13 protein-coding genes are annotated in these 18086 nt (G+C 51.4%); 1 reads left to right on the top strand and 12 read right to left on the bottom strand.

Annotation, left to right across the window (positions count from 1 at the left end; genetic code table 11):
* Positions 1 to 38: 38 nt before the first annotated feature.
* From BCV73_RS04130 to BCV73_RS04100, 7 genes are all read right to left on the bottom strand, one after another.
* Positions 39 to 1106, bottom strand: coding sequence for an efflux RND transporter periplasmic adaptor subunit (locus tag BCV73_RS04130; RefSeq protein WP_076169194.1), 1068 nt, complete (start codon positions 1104 to 1106; stop codon positions 39 to 41).
* Positions 1060 to 1791, bottom strand: coding sequence for an ABC transporter ATP-binding protein (locus BCV73_RS04125; RefSeq protein ID WP_089546157.1), 732 nt, complete (start codon positions 1789 to 1791; stop codon positions 1060 to 1062). The genes BCV73_RS04130 and BCV73_RS04125 overlap by 47 nt, the downstream gene beginning before the upstream one ends.
* Before the next feature lie 338 nt (positions 1792 to 2129).
* A complete protein-coding gene (locus BCV73_RS04120; protein WP_089546156.1) occupies positions 2130 to 3590 on the bottom strand; it encodes a glycoside hydrolase family 43 protein in 1461 nt (486 codons plus the stop codon).
* A gap of 104 nt (positions 3591 to 3694) precedes the next feature.
* Positions 3695 to 5326, bottom strand: a complete 1632-nt coding sequence (locus BCV73_RS04115) for a response regulator transcription factor (RefSeq protein WP_089546154.1) — start codon at positions 5324 to 5326, stop codon at positions 3695 to 3697.
* On the bottom strand, positions 5304 to 7052 hold the full coding sequence (locus BCV73_RS04110) for a sensor histidine kinase (RefSeq protein WP_481855775.1): 1749 nt from the start codon (positions 7050 to 7052) through the stop codon (positions 5304 to 5306). The genes BCV73_RS04115 and BCV73_RS04110 overlap by 23 nt, the downstream gene beginning before the upstream one ends.
* A 33-nt stretch (positions 7053 to 7085) precedes the next feature.
* Complete coding sequence (locus tag BCV73_RS04105; RefSeq protein WP_179232124.1) at positions 7086 to 8717, bottom strand: extracellular solute-binding protein; 1632 nt, start codon at positions 8715 to 8717, stop codon at positions 7086 to 7088.
* Between the two features lie 269 nt (positions 8718 to 8986).
* Entirely contained in the window at positions 8987 to 9811 is an 825-nt protein-coding gene (locus BCV73_RS04100) for a sugar phosphate isomerase/epimerase family protein (RefSeq protein WP_089546153.1), read from the bottom strand.
* A 98-nt stretch (positions 9812 to 9909) separates the two neighbouring features.
* On the opposite strand from BCV73_RS04100, the gene BCV73_RS04095 reads away from it, so the two are divergent.
* The gene (locus BCV73_RS04095) at positions 9910 to 10743 is read left to right on the top strand and encodes an AraC family transcriptional regulator (protein ID WP_256992733.1); all 834 of its coding nucleotides are present in this window, start codon (positions 9910 to 9912) and stop codon (positions 10741 to 10743) included.
* A gap of 49 nt (positions 10744 to 10792) precedes the next feature.
* Here the strand turns inward: BCV73_RS04095 and BCV73_RS04090 are convergent, their stop codons facing one another.
* The 5 genes from BCV73_RS04090 to BCV73_RS04070 all read right to left on the bottom strand — a co-directional run bounded on the left by BCV73_RS04090 (position 10793) and on the right by BCV73_RS04070 (position 18067).
* Positions 10793 to 12166, bottom strand: coding sequence for an ABC transporter substrate-binding protein (locus tag BCV73_RS04090; protein ID WP_089546151.1), 1374 nt, complete (start codon positions 12164 to 12166; stop codon positions 10793 to 10795).
* A 294-nt stretch (positions 12167 to 12460) separates the two neighbouring features.
* Positions 12461 to 13231, bottom strand: a complete 771-nt coding sequence (locus BCV73_RS04085) for an alpha/beta hydrolase (protein WP_089546149.1) — start codon at positions 13229 to 13231, stop codon at positions 12461 to 12463.
* Positions 13232 to 13295: 64 nt separating this feature from the next.
* Entirely contained in the window at positions 13296 to 14594 is a 1299-nt protein-coding gene (locus tag BCV73_RS04080; protein ID WP_089546147.1) for a GDSL-type esterase/lipase family protein, read from the bottom strand.
* A gap of 121 nt (positions 14595 to 14715) precedes the next feature.
* Entirely contained in the window at positions 14716 to 16254 is a 1539-nt protein-coding gene (locus tag BCV73_RS04075) for a response regulator transcription factor (protein WP_179231878.1), read from the bottom strand.
* Positions 16247 to 18067 carry a sensor histidine kinase gene (locus BCV73_RS04070; RefSeq protein WP_089546143.1) on the bottom strand — a complete coding sequence of 607 codons (1821 nt, stop codon included), beginning with the start codon at positions 18065 to 18067 and terminating at the stop codon, positions 16247 to 16249. The genes BCV73_RS04075 and BCV73_RS04070 overlap by 8 nt, the downstream gene beginning before the upstream one ends.
* Between the last annotated feature and the right edge of the window lie 19 nt (positions 18068 to 18086).

The following is an 18086-nucleotide window of genomic DNA, read 5'->3' as shown; positions in this document are numbered from 1 at the left end:
CCCTAAATGCCCGGTCGGCCCGGGCCATAGCTCATCGGTTAATTGTTCAGAATGACCTTCTGGCCTTCCTCAAGTCCTTTGACAATCTCGACTTCCGTCGGCGTCGTCAATCCGATCTCGATGTCAACCTCCTTGCGGCGTTCTCCTTCGGCGATTTGAACATAGGAACGCCCCATATAGGAGCGGATTGCCGAGCGGGGTACAATGATGGCGTTATCCCGCTTCTGAAGCTCGATCGTCAGCTCGGCGCTGTCGCCGACCTTGACGTCTCCCGGAGCATTGTCCATGCTCATGAAGATCGTAACCCCGTTCTTCTCGGCCTTCGAACTGTCGGCGGCTGCCGGCAAATCCGAAGGGGCTTGAAGGACCTTTCCCTTATAGTCCTTGCCTTTATACTTGAGACTCACAGGCATGCCGGCTTTGACCGGGTTCAGATCCTTGCTGTCCGCTGCAACATAAGTCAGCTGCACTTTGGACGGGTCGGAGACCGTGACGATCGCTTGATAAGCGTTCACGTTGTCTCCCGCATTCAGCTTCTCGACAAACGTCACCGTTCCCGAGACGGGAGCGTACAAGCGTGATTGGCCAAGCTTGGCCTTCATCTCCTGCAGCGACATCCGCTCGCGCTCCAGGTCGATTTCCTTGAGCCGCAGGTCTACGGCGCCTGCACCGGCATCGCGTGCCTGTTTGTACAGCAGCTGTGCGCGCTCTACATTCAGCTGCTGCAGACGCACCTGAAAATCGAGGTCGCCCGTCTCCAGCTCGGCCAGCAAATCGCCCGCCTTCACCTCCTGGCCCACCGTCACCGGAATCGATTTGAGCCTTCCGCCCATCTCCTTGAAGGACAGCGCTTCGGATTGGGCCGACACAAAATAAGCCGTCCCCTTCAGGAAGGTCTGAATCTTCCCGCGGCTGGCCTGCACAAGGTTAAACTGTTCTTTGGCCGGCTCGACCAAGGGCGGCTGCAGTGTTTCCGGTTCGACCGGAAGGAGCGAACAGCCCGAGAGCAGCATCAGCGCCGTCAGAAGCGCGGCTATTCGCCGCAGACGCCGGTCTATTCTAGATAAGGGGAGATTCGTTCGTTGTCTGCGATACAATATTTCCATCCTCCAATGCGATAACGTGATCGACAAGCTCCATCATCCCGGGGTCATGCGTCGTGAGAACGACCGTCATCCCCGATTCTTTCACCAGCTCGCGAAAAATGCGGACGACCTGCAGCCCCATCCGGCTGTCCAGTTCGGCGGTCGGCTCATCCGCAATCAACAGCTCAGGCTGGTGCACGATTGCGCGGGCAATGGCTACGCGCTGCTGCTCGCCGCCCGACAGTTCGGACGGCCGATGCTTCATCCGCTCCTGCATGCCGACGCGGTCAAGCGCATGCTCCACCACCTCCCGGTTACCCTTCAGTCCCGCGATACGCAGCCCGAATTCAACATTTTCGTAAGCCGACATCAGCGGAATCAAGCCATACGACTGGAACACGAGGCCGATCTCCTTGCGCCGGATCTGGCTGCGTTCGGAGCCGGATAAACCGGTGATTTCCCTCCCTTTGAAATACACCTGTCCCTCCGTCGGATCGTCTAATGCGCTGAGAATGTTCAATAGTGTGGTCTTTCCGGAACCCGAGCGCCCTCTCAGAGCCACGATCGTTCCAGGCGGAATGTTCAGATGGATATTTTCCAAAGCGGTAACGGCGGTATTCCCCCTGCCAAAAATCCGTGTGATCCCGCTTGCCTGCAGAATCGGTCCGCCGCCCGTAACCTTCGTCTCCGTTTCCTTACCGGTCATTGCACTCGCCCCTTTGTTCTGACCCGATTCGCCTTCACCAACCTCATTGTAGCGCTTCCATTCAGGGGGAAGTACCCGCCAGTTCCCGTTCGTTTACCTGAGAAAATGTAGATATGTGCAGGCTGCAAGTTCTGCGGCTGCGTGTATTTGCAATAAGAAAAACGACTATCGACGTACTCTCAAAGGAGACAGACCGCGTTTAGATGTTGTTTTTCTTGCGATATCAGGAAGGTCTCGCTTCGAATTTTATACTTTCTGATATCTTAAAAAATGCCGCCCGATGAAACGGACGGCATTTCTTACAACGACCTTACTCTCACATATTCATTACCGACGCATTATCGAAATTGCCAATAGTCGATCTGGAACAGCTCGATATCCGGCTTCCCTTTGAAGATCAGGAACAAATCATGCACGCCCTCAGCACCGCTGACGGGCGCCGCCATTTCGCTCCACTGTCCGCCGGTCGAAGACACTTGAAGCGTACCGATCGATTTGCCTTCAGGGCTGTCCAGGCGGAGTTCGATGACTCCCCCATCATTCGCGCACGATACAGACGCTGAAAACGCTGAGGCCCCGGCGCCGAAATCAACGCCGGACACGGCGGTCCAGTCCCCATGATGAATGTCCGTTAAAACCATGAGGTCCTCGCCCTGTTCCCGTCCATCCGTCTGAAGCTTACGCACATTCACGCCTGCGCACCAAGCGATCGTCTCCGCTCCAACGCGGTCATATGGATTCAGCGGCTTGATCTGCTCAACGCCGGCCATGTCCGCTTCAATGGATTGGATCGCACCATCTTCGTCCAAGATCACCCGGTTAAGGTGGGTCGACCGATACCCCTTCACCACGCCCATGGCCTTCGACAAGGTCTGGGCGTGATAAGCGATATACCAATCCCCATGAAACTGGAACATGGCATGGTGGTTGTTGCCGCTGACACCGAAAAAATGGCCGGGATTTTTAAGGATCGTCCCCTGGTACGTCCATGGCCCCATTGGGCCGGTGCTGGTCATATAGGCAATCTCCCCTGCCGGAGGACTTCCCTCCGGGCGAACGCCATTGTAGAAGTTGGAGCAATACGAATAGTAATATTGGCCGCCTGCCTTATGAATGCCGGCATCCTCGAACATAAACGGAGCCGGGATCGGCTCGGCTTCGCCGATCACGCTGATCATATCGTCACCCAGCCGCATCATCCGAGCGGTCCCGGGATTCTCATCCTGGCCTTCCGGAACGCCCCCGCCAAAGTAAATATAGCCTTTGCCGTCATCGTCCACCAGCACGGCCGGATCGAAGAGCCATACGACGCCTGGAACGCCCGGCGTGTCCCTTGCGATAAGCGGCCTGCCGATCGGATCGATCCATGGGCCGGTCGGACTGTCGCTCGTCAGCACACCGATGCCGCTGGCGTTGTTGGCAAAGTACAGGAAGAAGCGGTCTTTGCCGTCTATTCTTTTGTGAGCTGCCGCAGGGGCCCAGGATTGCGTCGCCCATTTGGCTGCTCCATCCGGACCTGCCACCTGAATGGCGCCATGGTCCGTCCAGTTCGCCAGATCATCCGAGGAAATTACCGATATGCGGTTGATGGAGCTATAGCTGTTTTCCTTGACCGCTCCTTGCTCGTCATACTCTAATACATCATCTGTATTGTAGAGGTATACGCGCCCGTCGAACACCAGTACATAGGGGTCTGCTCCAAATTTATGGGCGACAAGCGGATTTCCGTTTCGCGGCAGCTTGCCGATCGGTGCATGAACGAGTTCATTCATTTTTGTGTCAACTCCCGTATTCAGCATTTTTTGTATAACCAAACTCTCTTAAAAAGAGTAAGGCTTGCGTTCAGCGGTAACAACCTGTCTGATCCGTCCGGATCACCCGCCAAACTCTAGTTTCCAGAGGTTCAATTCAAAGAAAGTGTATCCCGGTATTCCTGTGGCGTGAGCCCCGCTGCTTTTTTGAAAAAACGGGTGAACGAATGGGCCGCCTCGTAACCGACGGATAATCCCACCTCGCGCACTTTCAAATCGTTGTCCCGCAGCATCTCCTTGGCTTTCTTCACCCGGCACTTGTCGATAAAATCGGATAAGTTGATTCCTTTCTCCTGCTTGAAGAACCGCGACAAATACGAGGGATTGAAATAATGGATTTCCGCTAGGCGCACCAGGGACAAATCCTCACTTAAGTGCTCTTCGATGTACTGGCAGATCCGGTCGACAATCAGCGAGGCCCTGTCCCTCTCCTGCGTTTGTTTGCTTAGGAAAATGGATTCCGCGACGCGTTTCAAATAACCGAAGGCCTCCTCCATTGAGGGATGATCGTTCAGCCGCAGCAATTTTCCGGTATCGCCGATATGCCCGTGCATTCCCATACGGCCAATGCTGGAATGCAGCATCAGCGCAATCGTATAATACGTCTCGATCGTTAACTGAACCTTACAGCTCATCTTCAGTGCACTGGCCGTTACCTCCTCAAGCGCTTGGATAAATTCATCGTGTCTCCCCGACTCCAGATAAGCCCTCAGCACCTCCGCTGTCTGACTGTCCGCAAAGCTCGCTTTGCAGTCCATTCCATCGAGCGGCTCGAAGCCGTCGCGTACAATGATGGCTCCCCCGCTGCCGCTCCTTAACTGCTGCAGCTCCCGCAGCCTTTCGTATTGGCGCGTCAAGCTTTCCCACCTGCATGCTTCGCTGCTCAGCGCCAATCCGATGCTCAATCCAAGAAAACCAATGCAGGATTCCTGAACCAGCTCCAAGGTCCCCTCCACGAATCGGATGAAATGGCTGTCGGTCCCGCCCTCGGCCAGTTCAGACGGTTGCAGAAACCAAAAGGCGTCGCCATGCTTGTCGGTGATCCCCATACTCCGGGCCCTGCCCGAAAAATAGGTATCCCATATCCTTCTGACGGACGACAGGATTTCGCCTCTTTCCGTATACGTCCTGCCCTCCGGATACGAGATGCGGCCAAGGACCAGCACGACAGGCTGGGCGGGATCGAGGCCGATGCCCAGCTTGCTGAATTCGCGAGCCAGCATGTCTGTATCCTCATCCAATACACGGCTGTTCTGGAGAAGGTGCCTCATATAGTCACCCTGCGCCATGAATTGGAACGCCAACAGCTGCTCGCGGGACTGTTCCAGCAGCAGACTGTCGTGATGCGCGCGTTCGATATCGTCCAAGACATCCTGCACGGTGTCGGTCACTTTGGCGTACCCTTCCGTCTTCAGCACATAACGGGCATTGGTCATTTGGATCGCGCGGTACGCATATTCGAATTCACTGTGGCCGGTCAAGAATACGACTCTGCATCTGGGCCAGTACTTCCGGATTTCCTCGGATAATTCCAGCCCGCTCATGCCGGGCATGGCTATATCGGTCAAGACGATGTCGATTCTCGTGCGCGACATCCAATCCAGCGCTTCCTTGGCGGAATAGGCTTTGCATACATCGAGCCGCTCCGGCTGATAGCGGTTGAACACTTCATATAGTCCGTCCGTAATGATATCTTCATCGTCAACGATTAGCAGTCTGTACATCCCCGTTCTCCTCCCTGATCTTGATACGAATGGCGGCCTGAAGCCCGCCCAAACTGCTTCTGGACAAGAACAGTCCGCTGCCTTCGCCGTACGTAAGCAGGATCCGCCGATGGATGTTGATTATCCCGGTCATTTCGTGGGATTCAGCAGGACCTGTTACCCGATGATGGAGGGCTTCGAGCCCGGCATCGTCGATGCTGTTCCCGTTATCCTCCACCTTGATGACGCATTCGGAGCCGGTTCGCTCAAACGTAACGCGGAGAAACCCTTCGTTCGGCATGCTCTCCAGACTGTGCTCATAGGCGTTCTCGATCAACGGTTGGACGATCAACCTCGGCACCTTGATGCGCTGCATGTCCACAGGCAATTCGTCGAACTGGACACGGATGCGCCGGGAGAAGCGGAGCTGCTGGATTTCCGTGTACATTCTCGCATGTTTGATTTCTTCCGACAGCGTGGCATGGTCCTCGCCGTTGCGGGCGATGAACCGGTAATACTCGCCGAGCATAATCGTAAACAGCTCGATCCGGTCCGTATCGCCCGTCTTGGCCAGCGAATTCAGGATAAAGAAGCTGTTATACAGGAAATGCGGTTTGATTTGCGACTGCAGCTGCTTCAGTTCCGCCTTCTGCATCATCAATTTCTGTTTAAAATCTTGATCGATCAACGTCTGCAGCTTGACGAGCATCTGATTAAACCGGTCATACAAATAGCCGAACTCATCCTTCTGCTCATGCTGAATCGGAATATCAAGGGACCCGCCTTCCATCCTTCGAAAGCTTTGGACGAGCGACAGCAGCGGACGATGAACGTAACGATAAGTGGAATAGGCATACACGATAATGGCAAAAACCGAAGTTACCGCAAACACCCATGCCCACAGGTTGAATTTGATCAGCGGTCTCTTGACCGTCCCCTCCGGTAAGTACGAAACGAGCGAGAGGGCCAGCTTGTCGGAATTGGCGATATTGAAATGGTACTCCCTTCTCCCGATATCGAGCAGTATCGTACTGTCGTCCAAGCCCTTGGTCGCCTTTATAAAATCCTCCAGCAGCTCTGGCGGCGTGCCGTTGCTGGACAATGTGAATCCAGCTTCCCTCGCGATCAGAATCGAGCCGCTTCCGGGATACACGCTGAGCGGTTTCAATGAGTCCTTCAGCTTGTCGTTATCCAATTCGATTTCAACGAGGTACAGCGGATCCTCCACATTGTTCCCGCCAAACTTCGAGGCGGTGAGCTGAAGCGAATCCCCCTGCCGCATCAGCCGGGCGCCGCTTCGTTCTCCGATGGAGCGTATTGCATCATATCTCTGCTGGTCCAGCGAACGGACAGCATTGCTGGCCGAAATCGTTTTACCGATCGAATGAATATGGACATAAATATCTTTGATGTACGGGCTGCTGTTTTTTATGGAAGTCAGACGGTGGAGCAAGTAATTTACGCTGGACCTTTTCTCGGCGCTGTCCATCATCCCCCAAGTGACGGCAATTTTATGAAGCTCGCTTTCCTGCAAAATGTCGAACTGCTGAATTTCAAGCCATTCGATTTCCCGGTTCAGCCCCTCGAGATAGGACGATAACTGCGCCAGTGAATTTCTTGATATTTCTTCGCTTGCGTTGGTATAGCTCCAATTGTACAGGTATACGCCGAGCAGAATAATCGGGAGGATCACCACCAGATACATCAGAACGAGCCTGGCCAGGATGGTATGACGCAACGAATTCACAGGAATCCTAATCAAAACAACGCCTCCGATGCACTAATCTTTCTGTTTGTTCGAGTACCATTCATTGACTTCGGCTGTCATTTTATCACCGCCCAGACGATGCCATTCCTCGACGAAACGGTCAAATTCATCGATGGGATGACCAAGTATAATGTTAGTGAACGTATCCATCGTCAGAGAGTCCAGAATCGATTGTTTTTCGATCATCGTATCGGTTGGCGCGCCCACAAAACTCTCATACAATAACTGGTTGTTCCTTTTATACCGGTCAAGGATGGAAAACGCTCCCGACGGGCCATAGGTTCGTTCCCAGCCCCAGCCGGACGGATTGCCACGGGTCAGATAAGCCTCGATGTTCTTTTGAATCGACCTTGCCTCATCCTTAAGCACATTAGGGTTTCCGGTTCGGCGTGCCTCTTCAATTTGGTAGTAGGCGTCCAGATTCTTCAGTGCAGGATACGGAGTAACCGGAGAAAGCTGCCAAGCCGGATATGGGGTGCTGTAATAGATTTCGTACTCGGCCGTCGCTCCCCAATTCTTTTCCAGATGCAAATTGAACAGCTTGACGATGGCCTCGGGATGCTGGACTCCCTTACGGACGGCAAGAAATTGATGGGTAGCGAAGCGGAGCGGCACTTTCGCCGGTTTCCCTGTGGCCGAAACAATGGGAAAAGCCTGCCATCTGGCTTCCGGATCCTGCTCATGATTGCCCTGCACGACAAACGATCCCCACTGTTCGCCGTACATCATCCCGTATTTACCTGCGATAAGGTCTGCTTTGGCCTTGATGCCGTCTTTAAACATAAATTCCTCGTCAATTTCTCCGTTCCGATACATGTCCTGAAGGACTTTCAGCGCAGTTTTGACTTCAGGTTGAACGGCTCCGTATACGAGCTTGCCGGATGGATCGCGAATCCATATATTAGGGAAGGCGTCGTAACCGGCCATAAATGCCGACAAGCCCATCACGGGATCCCATAAATATTGGGTTACCGGGAGCCCCAATGTATCGTTTTTTCCGTTTCGGTCGGGGTCATTTTCTGTAAACGCTTTCGAAATGTTCAGGAGGTCATTCATCGTTTGTGGCGGCTGTAAGCCGAGACGGTCCAGCCAATCCGTCCGGATCCAAATATACTGTGCTCCCTCGATCGATGAGCTTGTCTCGGGAATTCCCATCAATTTGCCGTCTACCGTGGCCGCTTCAAACGGCCCGCTCCCCTCCTGGCTCAAAATTTCCTTCGTGAACGGCGCCGCATATTTCTCATAGGCTTCGGTCAAATCCTGAATCAGGCCTGCATTGCTCAGCTGACGCAGCTGATCTGCATCGACTCTCACGACATCAGGCAGGTTTCCCGAGGCAAGCGCAACGCCCAGCTTCTGGTTATAGAGGGTGCCTTTGGCTGTCCAATCATACTTGATCTGGATGCCCAGAACTTGTTCATACAGCCGGGTCCATCGGTTATCTTCCAGCGTTTCTCCCTGAAACGTTTTGATCAGGTTGTCCAAATCATCGCTCGTCTCCCGCACGAAAGTGAGCTCAATCGGGGGATCATACTTCTCCAGGCCGGGTTCCGAGTAGATGTACTGACCATCGGTCTTCCCTGTTACCTCCTCACCGTCAGACACCCCGACCCGGTCGCACGAAGCCAGCATGGACAAGGGCATCGTGACCGTCAGGACTAGACCAACTACACTCCATTTGGGAATACGCAATGCGCCAACCCCATTTCGATTAGATTCATTAAAGCGTATCAAGACTATTATCTTGATGGCGTACGCACACACACAACCCGCAACTTTTTACTTGCTCACCCGTTTTTTACTTTTTTGTGAAAGCGTAAACATTTTCTCTATTTATTTTAAATCAGTTTTTATGATCCTTCCTATTCATAAACTAAAGAAATACCCCCAATAAATGTAGGACTTTGCGTCAGTCAATTCCACTTCATTTCCTGCTCGGCCAGCAGTTTCTTAATTGCTTTCGCGGCTACTACGAATAGTTCAGGTTGGCTGAGCCCCGCGAGCTTTCCGGTTGCTTGCAGGTGCGGTTCCAAAGACATAAATCCGGAATATCCCGTCTGTTTCAATTGCTGGAGAAGCAGACGCAGCTGGCCGTCTCCCTCGCCGGCAGGAACCACTGAACCATTGTCCATCCGCGCGTCCTTCACATGAATATAAGAGATGTAGCCGGCGAGCAGCGGGTATGCCTCAGACATGGGGTGTACCCTGCATTGCACAAAATTTGCGGGATCAAAGGCCGCTCTCATGCCGGGCGACGAAACGGCCTCCAAAATGTCCTTGCAGCGTTCTCCGGTATCGCCGTAAATGTGGCTTTCATTCTCATGCAGCAGTACGATTCCGGCATCATTCGCCAGCTGAACGAGCCGCTTCATACGACGGAATACTTCCTCTCGGAATCTTTCATGTTCTCCCTCCGGAATATAAAACGAAAAGATGCGGACAAACTTCGCTTCAAAAAACGCTGCCAATCGTATGGCGTGCTCGGCCTTCGTAAAATGCGGATCAAAGTCCTCGGTGATCTTGATTTTTCCCAGAGGAGAGCCGATTGCAGAGACGCCGAATCCCCGCCGGGTCATCCGTTCTTTAATCTTCACCGTTTCCGCTTCGGTTAAATTCAATACATTTTTCCCCCAGACTCCCCGCAGCTCCAGATACCGAATATTTTCCGAATCGAGGACATCCAGCTGTTCTTCCAAATCCGATGAAATCTCATCCGCGAAACCAGTTAATGTAATCATGACAAAACCCCCTTCATTTGTTGAACTGAAATGAAATACTTCATCATGGATGATTCATACAATCTCGATTTTCTCTTGAATTTTCTGGAGCGAAATCTATGATTAGCTTAAAGGAGGCGGTGTACTTGGAAATTGAGCATCATCCTCATCTTGTTCCGAATATCTTTCTGTTCATCGACCGTAGATGCTTTCCCGAGTGGACGATCCAGAAAGCGAAAATCGGCTTCCACGATCTGACGTTTGTGGTTGAAGGCATGGCGAATTACTATATTAATGGAGAAAAATTCACAGTAGAAGCAGGTGACATGATCTACGTCCCCGGGGGAAGCATCCGGGAAGCCCATACGTTCAAGGAGTCCCTCATGCATTCGTATCCGTTCAACTTTTTTTGGGCCGAACCGTATAATCATATCCATCTCCCGTTTAAAGGCGTCACCAAGAAAGTGATCACCAAGGAGATTCTGGGGTATATTCGTGAATTCAACCATGTATGGATGAGCAAGCAGCCGTTTTACCACATCCAGGCACGTGCTTTGTTCGAGCTTATCCTCCACCGTCTGCTCACCAACTATTACCGGAAAGCGCCCATGCCGATCGATCCGCGGATCAAGAAATTAACGGAATACATTTCAGAGCATTACTCGGAAAATCTCTCGATCGCCGAATTGGCGGAATGGCTCCATCTGAGCCCCGTCTATTTGGGCAGGTTATTTAAGCAGAATACCGGTACGACACTCAAGGAGTACATCAAACGCATTCGCATCAACAATGCCGAAATGATGCTGTCATCCGGTGACTTTACCGTGAAGAACGCGGCGGAAATGTGCGGGATTGACGATATTTACTATTTCAGCAAGCTGTTCAAGGAAATGAAGGGCTATTCTCCATCCGCTGCAAGGAAGCAGGCAGGGCAGAAGCACCTCCTTGAATAAGGAGTCCCCACTTCGGATATTTTCTTCGTGGGGACGATACCTATCACCGCTACTTTTTCCAAACCTCATCAATCGAAGCCTGGAACGGCTCTTTGTATTTTCCAATGACCGTGGAAACGGAATTTCCGTCAATAATGTCTCCGACTAGCTCGTAGTAAGGCATGGAAGGATACCCGTCTTTGCCGTCGACGACGTTGATGCTTTCCCCTGCCATTTTTGCATTGTTGATGTCGTCTTCGTTCTTGAATAACGTTTCGAGTGAAGCTTGTTTCGGGTAGTCGTAGATGGACTCGATATCGTTGATTTTTTCATAAATGTAAACCAATTGCTCGGGATGTTCGACCGCCTTCGGGATCGTTAAGTAATTCGGAATCGTAAGATGGGAGTGGTACTCTGTCGCGCTGGGCCCTTTAGGGAAGGGCAGGAAGCCTATGTCCAAATCAGGCATATCCTTTTTGAATCCATCCATCTCATAATCGCTCCCGGCATACATCAGCGTGTTCCCTTGACGGAAAAATTGGCCGGGTTCGGTCCAATCACCGCCTTCGGTCGGTCTGGCGATGTTTTCCGTTGCGAGCTGGGATATGAAGTTTAAGGTTTCTTTCGTTTTCGGATCCTCCAGGTTTTGCTTATCTCCCGACACGATATTTGCGTCGTTGGCTGCCAGAGCCTGAACTAAAATGGAAGCGGAAGCAAGCCCCCAGGTGTCCAGCTTACCGTCATTATTCGTATCTTTGTTCGCCTCTTTGGCTGCCTGGATGAAGGTCTCCCAATTCCAGTCGTCTTCGTTGACGTATTCCTGCAGCGGCTTAACGCCCAGTTTCTCCATCAAGGTCCGATTATAAAAAATACCTGATGAAGCACCGTTGATGCCTGCCCTGAACCCATAGCCCCTGCCCTCAAACTGCGAATAATCGTTCGTGTACTGCTGAATAAATACGTTCTGATTTTTTGTGAATTCATCAACCGGGGAGAATAAATCCTGCTTCACGAGCGTTGGAATCATCCAAGGTCTGGCCATCCGGATGATGTCGCCGAGCGGCTCTCCCGCGAGCAGCGATGACGTCACTTTATTCACGTACTCGCCATAGTCGATCGTAACGTATTCCATTTTAAAGTTATGCTTCTTCATGAGTTCGTCGAGGTTCTGCTTCTTTTTAATATTGTCCGGATTATCTTCCTTGATCGATTCGTCGTACCAAGATACCCATTTGATCGTCCGGCCACCCATGTCGAAATTCATTTCCGAAGTACCGCTCTCTTCTTTTTCGTCCGGCTTCGCGGGTGCATTCGTGCTTTCCTCAGCGGCATTTCCGCCGCTTGAATCCGTGTTGGATGCGCCTCCTCCGGAACCGCTGCTGCAAGAGGCCATCAGGATCAGAATCAAACACCAAACCAGCACCATTGACTTACGCTTCCTCATAAAATACCCCCCCCCCTTTGGATTTCGCTGTCTCATAGGACAGCGCTTTCAAAACATGAGCTTGCACGCGTATGCCTCCGTGAGACCGAAAGAATCGGTTTCGATGCCGGTGGTTCCTGATGAACTGCAAGCACACGGATCATGTTAAATGGATTTCCGGCAAACAACCATAGATAATCTAAATGGCATTTGTAAGTTTTAAACATCATTTTTCAGCCTTCCTGAACCTGACCTGCTTTAACTAAAAAAAAGAAACCTATCCGTAAAGGAAAGGTTTCTTCCTGATCCATGATGCTAAACTCGAAACAGCAGCTGCGAGAAATGGTACAGATCGTTTTTCCAAACCGGCCAATCGTGACCGCCGCTTTCCTCGTACCAGACATGAGGAACGCCGTGCTCTGACCAATACGAGTGCGTCCGGTCACTGATATGCTTCAGGTCATCCTGGTCTCCGCAGGATAGCCAGAGCAGTCTGAGCAGATTTGCTGCCTCTTCGGGATTCGGTACGAGCAGTTCCGGGACCTTGGTATTCGGGGCCGGAGAAAAGGCTCCTACCCAGGCAAAGCGGTCGAGATGATTCAATCCGATATTCAGCGCCTGCCCTCCGCCCATGGACAAACCGGCGATACTATAATTCTCTCTGCCTGTGAATACCGGGTATTTCGATTCCATAAAAGGAATCAGATCATGAAGCAAATCGGACTCGAAAGTCTCGAAGGCTTTCACCTTGTCGGGGTCGAATATGTCTCCTTCCGCCCTGTCGTTCGGCATCGCGCGGCCATTAGGGAGTACGACGATCATGGGCTCGAGCTTGCCGTCGGCGTAAAGATTATCGAGCACGACCTGTATATTGCCGTGATTCTTCCATTCGGCTTCATCCCCGCCTATTCCGTGCAGGAGAAAGAGCACGTTATACTTGTGTTGTTCGGAGTACCCGGGTGGGGTGTATATGAACATTTTGCGGTTACAGCCGACAGTTTCTGAATAATATTCCACAAGTTCGATTTGTCCGCGGCTGATATGTTCCCTATATTGGTCAAAGCCCGTTGGCGCTGTTTCTATCAATTTCTTTTCCTCCCCTGTTATGACTCACATGATTAAATAGAACTGTATCAAGTACGAACAAGCTTTACAGCACGTAACCAAACCCCAGAATAGTAAACCGTTTATGTTCGCTGCCCGCCGCCATACGGATCTCGACGGTATGCTGCCCTGATTCCGGCTCATCGTACAAAATAACCGCGCTGCAGTGCGTCCAATTCACTTCATGCGGATCAGCGGTCAGCTTGTGCTTTCCGTCCACCCGAATCTCCGCGGATCCGAAATCGCTGCTTCCCGAGTCTTTAAATACGAGAATGAGACGCTTGCTCCTGATGGTCATTGTAAAATGGCCCTCTCCCGATCCGGCTGTATGCATCCAGTTATGAGGAAACTGGGGCGTGCCATAATCGTGATCGTCCATTTCCGCGAGCTGCAGATCGGTATCGGTCTCCCGAAAACCACCGGTATCGATCTGAGCGATACGGTCAACGTTCTGGCGATCCAGAAGCCGGGTCTGAACGTAATCGTTGCCGATCAACGGCGGTTTATCGGTCAGGACATCCTCCTCATCAGGAGCAGACCGGTCCGTGACTTCGAACAGCCAGTCCAGGCAATCCGCCATGATCTGATGACCGCTATTCGTCGGATGATAGATATCATAGAAAAACTGCCTTTTGGAGATGACGCCTCCTTGGTCCCTGGCCAAACTGAACTGCTCGACGACAGCATCCTTTATGCTGACCATGGGAAGGTCGTAGTGCCACCCGACCGGAGCCAGCCGATCCTGAAGATTCCAGTCGTTCAGGAACACGCTGAACAGCAAGATCACCGCAGGCCGGCTATCGCCGCCAAGCGCCTTGAGCACCAAGCTTTCGTAGCAATTGCCTCGCGTCTCATCGCCGGCGTCATTGACGGCAAACTCCACGATCACGATATCCGGATTCTCCGTACCGTCCCGGAGCACATCCCGATCATAACGTACGATCCCCAGCTCTGACGGCGTCCCGCCTACTCCCGCTTTGATCAGACGGATCGGACTGCCTTCGGAGGAGGCAAACCGCTTCCTAAAAAGATCGTACGACCTGTAGGCATAACAATTTGCAGGAAGCGGGATAGCCCCAGCTCCATGGGTGATGGAGCCGCCGATGTAGGCGATGGTGACCGGCTCCCCTCTCTTCGCTTTTTCGATGGCCGCTTTCAATCTCTTGTTGTTGCCTCGATTCAAAAGAGATTTGGCGACCATGCCACGGTAGGACTGCCCTTCAAAGTCAACCGGAGGATCGATCATGTCTTCGGCAGCTTGATCACCTTCACGCCGGTATTCGGGGTCCCGCGGGGCCGCGGGGCCGCGAGCTTCGTTCGTGGATGCAACTGGATGGTCTGTCATGGAAATCCCCTCTTCATTGTGATTAGGAATTTGCGTTTCGATTTATCAAACTTCATTATCCCTGCAGCGGACGGATAAACTCAATCCGCATCTCTTTACATACCCACCCGATGTTTACTGCTTACGGGGCAGAAATACCTAACCGACCTCCCGGTTGATGCCATTTTCTGTAAGCTACAGGTTTGAGAGCCGTCCGCTTCTCGAATTCTCTTAAAAAATGGTGATAGTGGACATATCCGAGATCCTCTGCGATCACCCGCACCGTTTCTTCGGTGTCGCACAATCTTCTTTTGGCTTCGGCAATCCGCAGATCGTGGATGTATTCCAGAATGCCGACACCGTTCTTTTTGATAAACGCCTGCCCTAAATAAACCGGATTGATAAAAAATCGTTCCGCGATCTTCTTGATCGTCAGATTCTGATGGAAATTCTCTTGCAAGTAACGCTCGATTTGCACCAAGGGATGCTCGGAATTCATTTCTTTGTAGTGCTTGACGGTTCCCATGCATAATTCTAAAAACGCGTGCAGCGACTGCTTTAACGCAGCAACGGAACCCGGCTTCGTTTTTAAAAAATGGAACACATCCCGCCATAAATCCGTGGTCCCCCCGAATTCCCTGAGCAGCTCGATACTTTTCATGACAATTTGAATGCTTGCCATGTACGCCACTTCAGGGGCAGTCTTGTTATCCTTAAATGTCTCGAACAACTGATGGAGCATATCGCAAACTTTCTGCTCCTGTGATCTCTCAACAGCGATGAGCAATTCATCCAGGACAAGGGACGGAGGAAGAACGTAACTCATTTCATGCGAGGAATCCGGGTCACCGTCAATCACCCCTCCCTCCTCCGAACGGAAGAAGTGCTGAAGGGAAGCCTTGGCTGCCCTCATATAAGACTCAGGCAAGTCATGAAGGGTTTGAACCAGAGGACCGACGGATACGGAGCAGTCAAGGCCATGCTCCAGCAGTTCTTCATACACGCGCCGCGCAAGCTCTAATGGATTACGGGCAGTATCTACGATAAGACCGGCTTGATTGCAGTACATATCTACATATAACGCATGCCCTGACTGGGACAGCGACCGGCAAATTTCCGTTCCTTCGCATGTCAGTCCTTCAATGTGGATATACCGCCAGCCGGTGGCTTGCTGATTCATCTGATCCATCAAATGCGCAATATCCCCGTCGACTTCGGTCAGTTCTCCGCGAAGCATTCGGGAAAGGGCGATGGCCAAGACTTGTCTGGAGGTGGCTTCCTCTTGTTCCCTGGTGCGTGATTTGGCGTCAAGTTCACTAACAATCGTCGCGATTATCGCATCCCACTCAGGCTCAATGACCGGTTTGAGCATATAAAATCTCACCCCGTACCGAAGAGCCGTGCGGGCATATTCAAAGTCGCTGTACCCGCTGAGAACGATAAAGATCGGATCATAATGTTCCATGGAACGGACTCGGCGTATCAATTCCAGTCCGTCGATCCCCGGCATGCGAATATCGGTGACCACCAAATCCGGCAGCGTGTCCATAATCAGAGACAGGGCATCTTCGCCGTCGTCGCATGCTCCGCAGATTTGAAAACCGAGTCCTTCCCAATCGCTCAACATCTTCAGCCCCTCGAGGGCAATCGCTTCGTCATCAACAAGAAGCACGCTATACATGAGTTTCACCTCCCGCTTGGGCATGAACCTGGTTCAACGGGATTTGGATTACGATCGCCGTACGTACATATGGATCGCTTTCAATGACAAGCTTGGCTTGACCGTCGTAGTACACTTTCAGCCGCTTATACACGTTGCGCAGTCCGATATTTTTTCCGGTGTCATCGTCCGAATGAAGATTGCGGTTGATCCAATCCAGCTTGTCCTTGTTCATGCCGATCCCGTTGTCTTCAACGGTAATGATAAGGTCCTCATAGGACCGATGGATCCCGATCCGGATCAACCGTGCTCCTTTGACCGATTGGAGTCCATGCTTGCAAGAGTTTTCCACGAGCGCTTGGATGCTCATTTTAGGAATCCGGTACTTCATCAGGCCGGGATCAACGTCCAGCTCATAGGAAAACCGGTCCTGGAACCGGAACTTTTCGATCTGGAGGTACATTTCAATGAACATCACCTCCTCCTCAATCGTCACCAGGTCATCTTTCCAGCTTAATAGTCTGCGCAGGATCTGGGCCAGATTGCGAATAATATCGGTCACCTGCTCGTACTTGTATTTTTTGCAGATGACCAGCACCGCATTTAATGTATTAAATAAAAAGTGGGGGTCCACCTGGCTTTGCAAATAGTTCAATTCCGCCCTGACCCGTTCCAGCTCCAGATCCTTCTTCTGAATTTCCAGCTTGTAGACGTCGTTGATCAAATTGCGGATTTTTTCGGTCATCACGTTAAAGCTCCGCAGGAGCCCGCCGATTTCGTCTTTTCCTTCGTACATATGAATCGTTTCAAAACGTTCGTAATTCACAAGTTTCATATGCTTATACAGCTGCTTTACTCTTAGATTATAGGAACGCAGAATGACTACAAATAAGATGGCCGGGATCAGCGTGGTGATCAGAGCCAAAATCACGATAAAACGAAGGATATGACGAAGCTCACCGTTGATATCTTTCCTTTCGGGCGTTCCGACCAGATTCCAGCCCTGTGTGTAATTTGCCGGTCCTAATGGCCTGATAATATCCTTTATCGCTCCATCTCCGGAAGCTCCGCTCTCAACAGGGAGGCTCAACAGCTGACTGTCACCCGCATCATCATGCGACTGATCAGATGCCAAAACGATTCTGTTTTTGTCATCGATCAGCTTTAATGTCATATAATCCCGTTCCTTGGCGAACAATTCCTTCAGACTGTCCAATCTCAAATCGATCCGCAGATACTTTGTATGCTTTAATAGTCCGGGGTAATTGTCCATTTTCCGAATGATGCTGATGTATACTTTCTTTTGATTCGGGTACATCGGGTTCGTATCCAAATACGAAGTGAGCAGCACTTTTTCTTTGCTCCCGGCGATTTTTTGATACCACTCGCTGTTCTTATCGCTGTCTTGCAAGACAAAATAGCTGTTGCCGCTTTGAATGGTCGGATTCGTCGTATATACGCCAAGCCATAAAATATAGGAATGCAGGTTACTGTACTGACGCAGCCGATCTCTTAATACATTATCGTAATTTTCATAGTACTCATCATAATCCGCATAGTTATAATCCAGCATTTCATTTAACGTCCGGTCCGCAGCTACCGTGTTGCCGATGGCAACGCATTCATTAACCATTTGCATAAAATCATAGCCCGCCCGCTCTACCGAAATTTGCAGATTTTCCTGTTCACGGGTTTCGGCATTCTTGCTGGTCTGCAAATAGAACAGCGTATTAATGCTGATGATCGGAATAAGCACACCGAGCAGGATGATTAAAAACTTGTATCTTAAAGGGATATCGTCCATGAGAGCTGAGGTCTTCCACTTCACGTTCATGCACCTGTCTCCTGCATCA

The sequence above is a fragment of the Paenibacillus sp. SSG-1 genome, from assembly GCF_002224835.1.
Taxonomy (GTDB): Bacteria; Bacillota; Bacilli; order Paenibacillales; family Paenibacillaceae; genus Paenibacillus_AQ; species Paenibacillus_AQ favisporus.
Note: the sequence above shows the minus strand (reverse complement) of the source record. Positions and strands in the feature narration are given on the sequence as shown.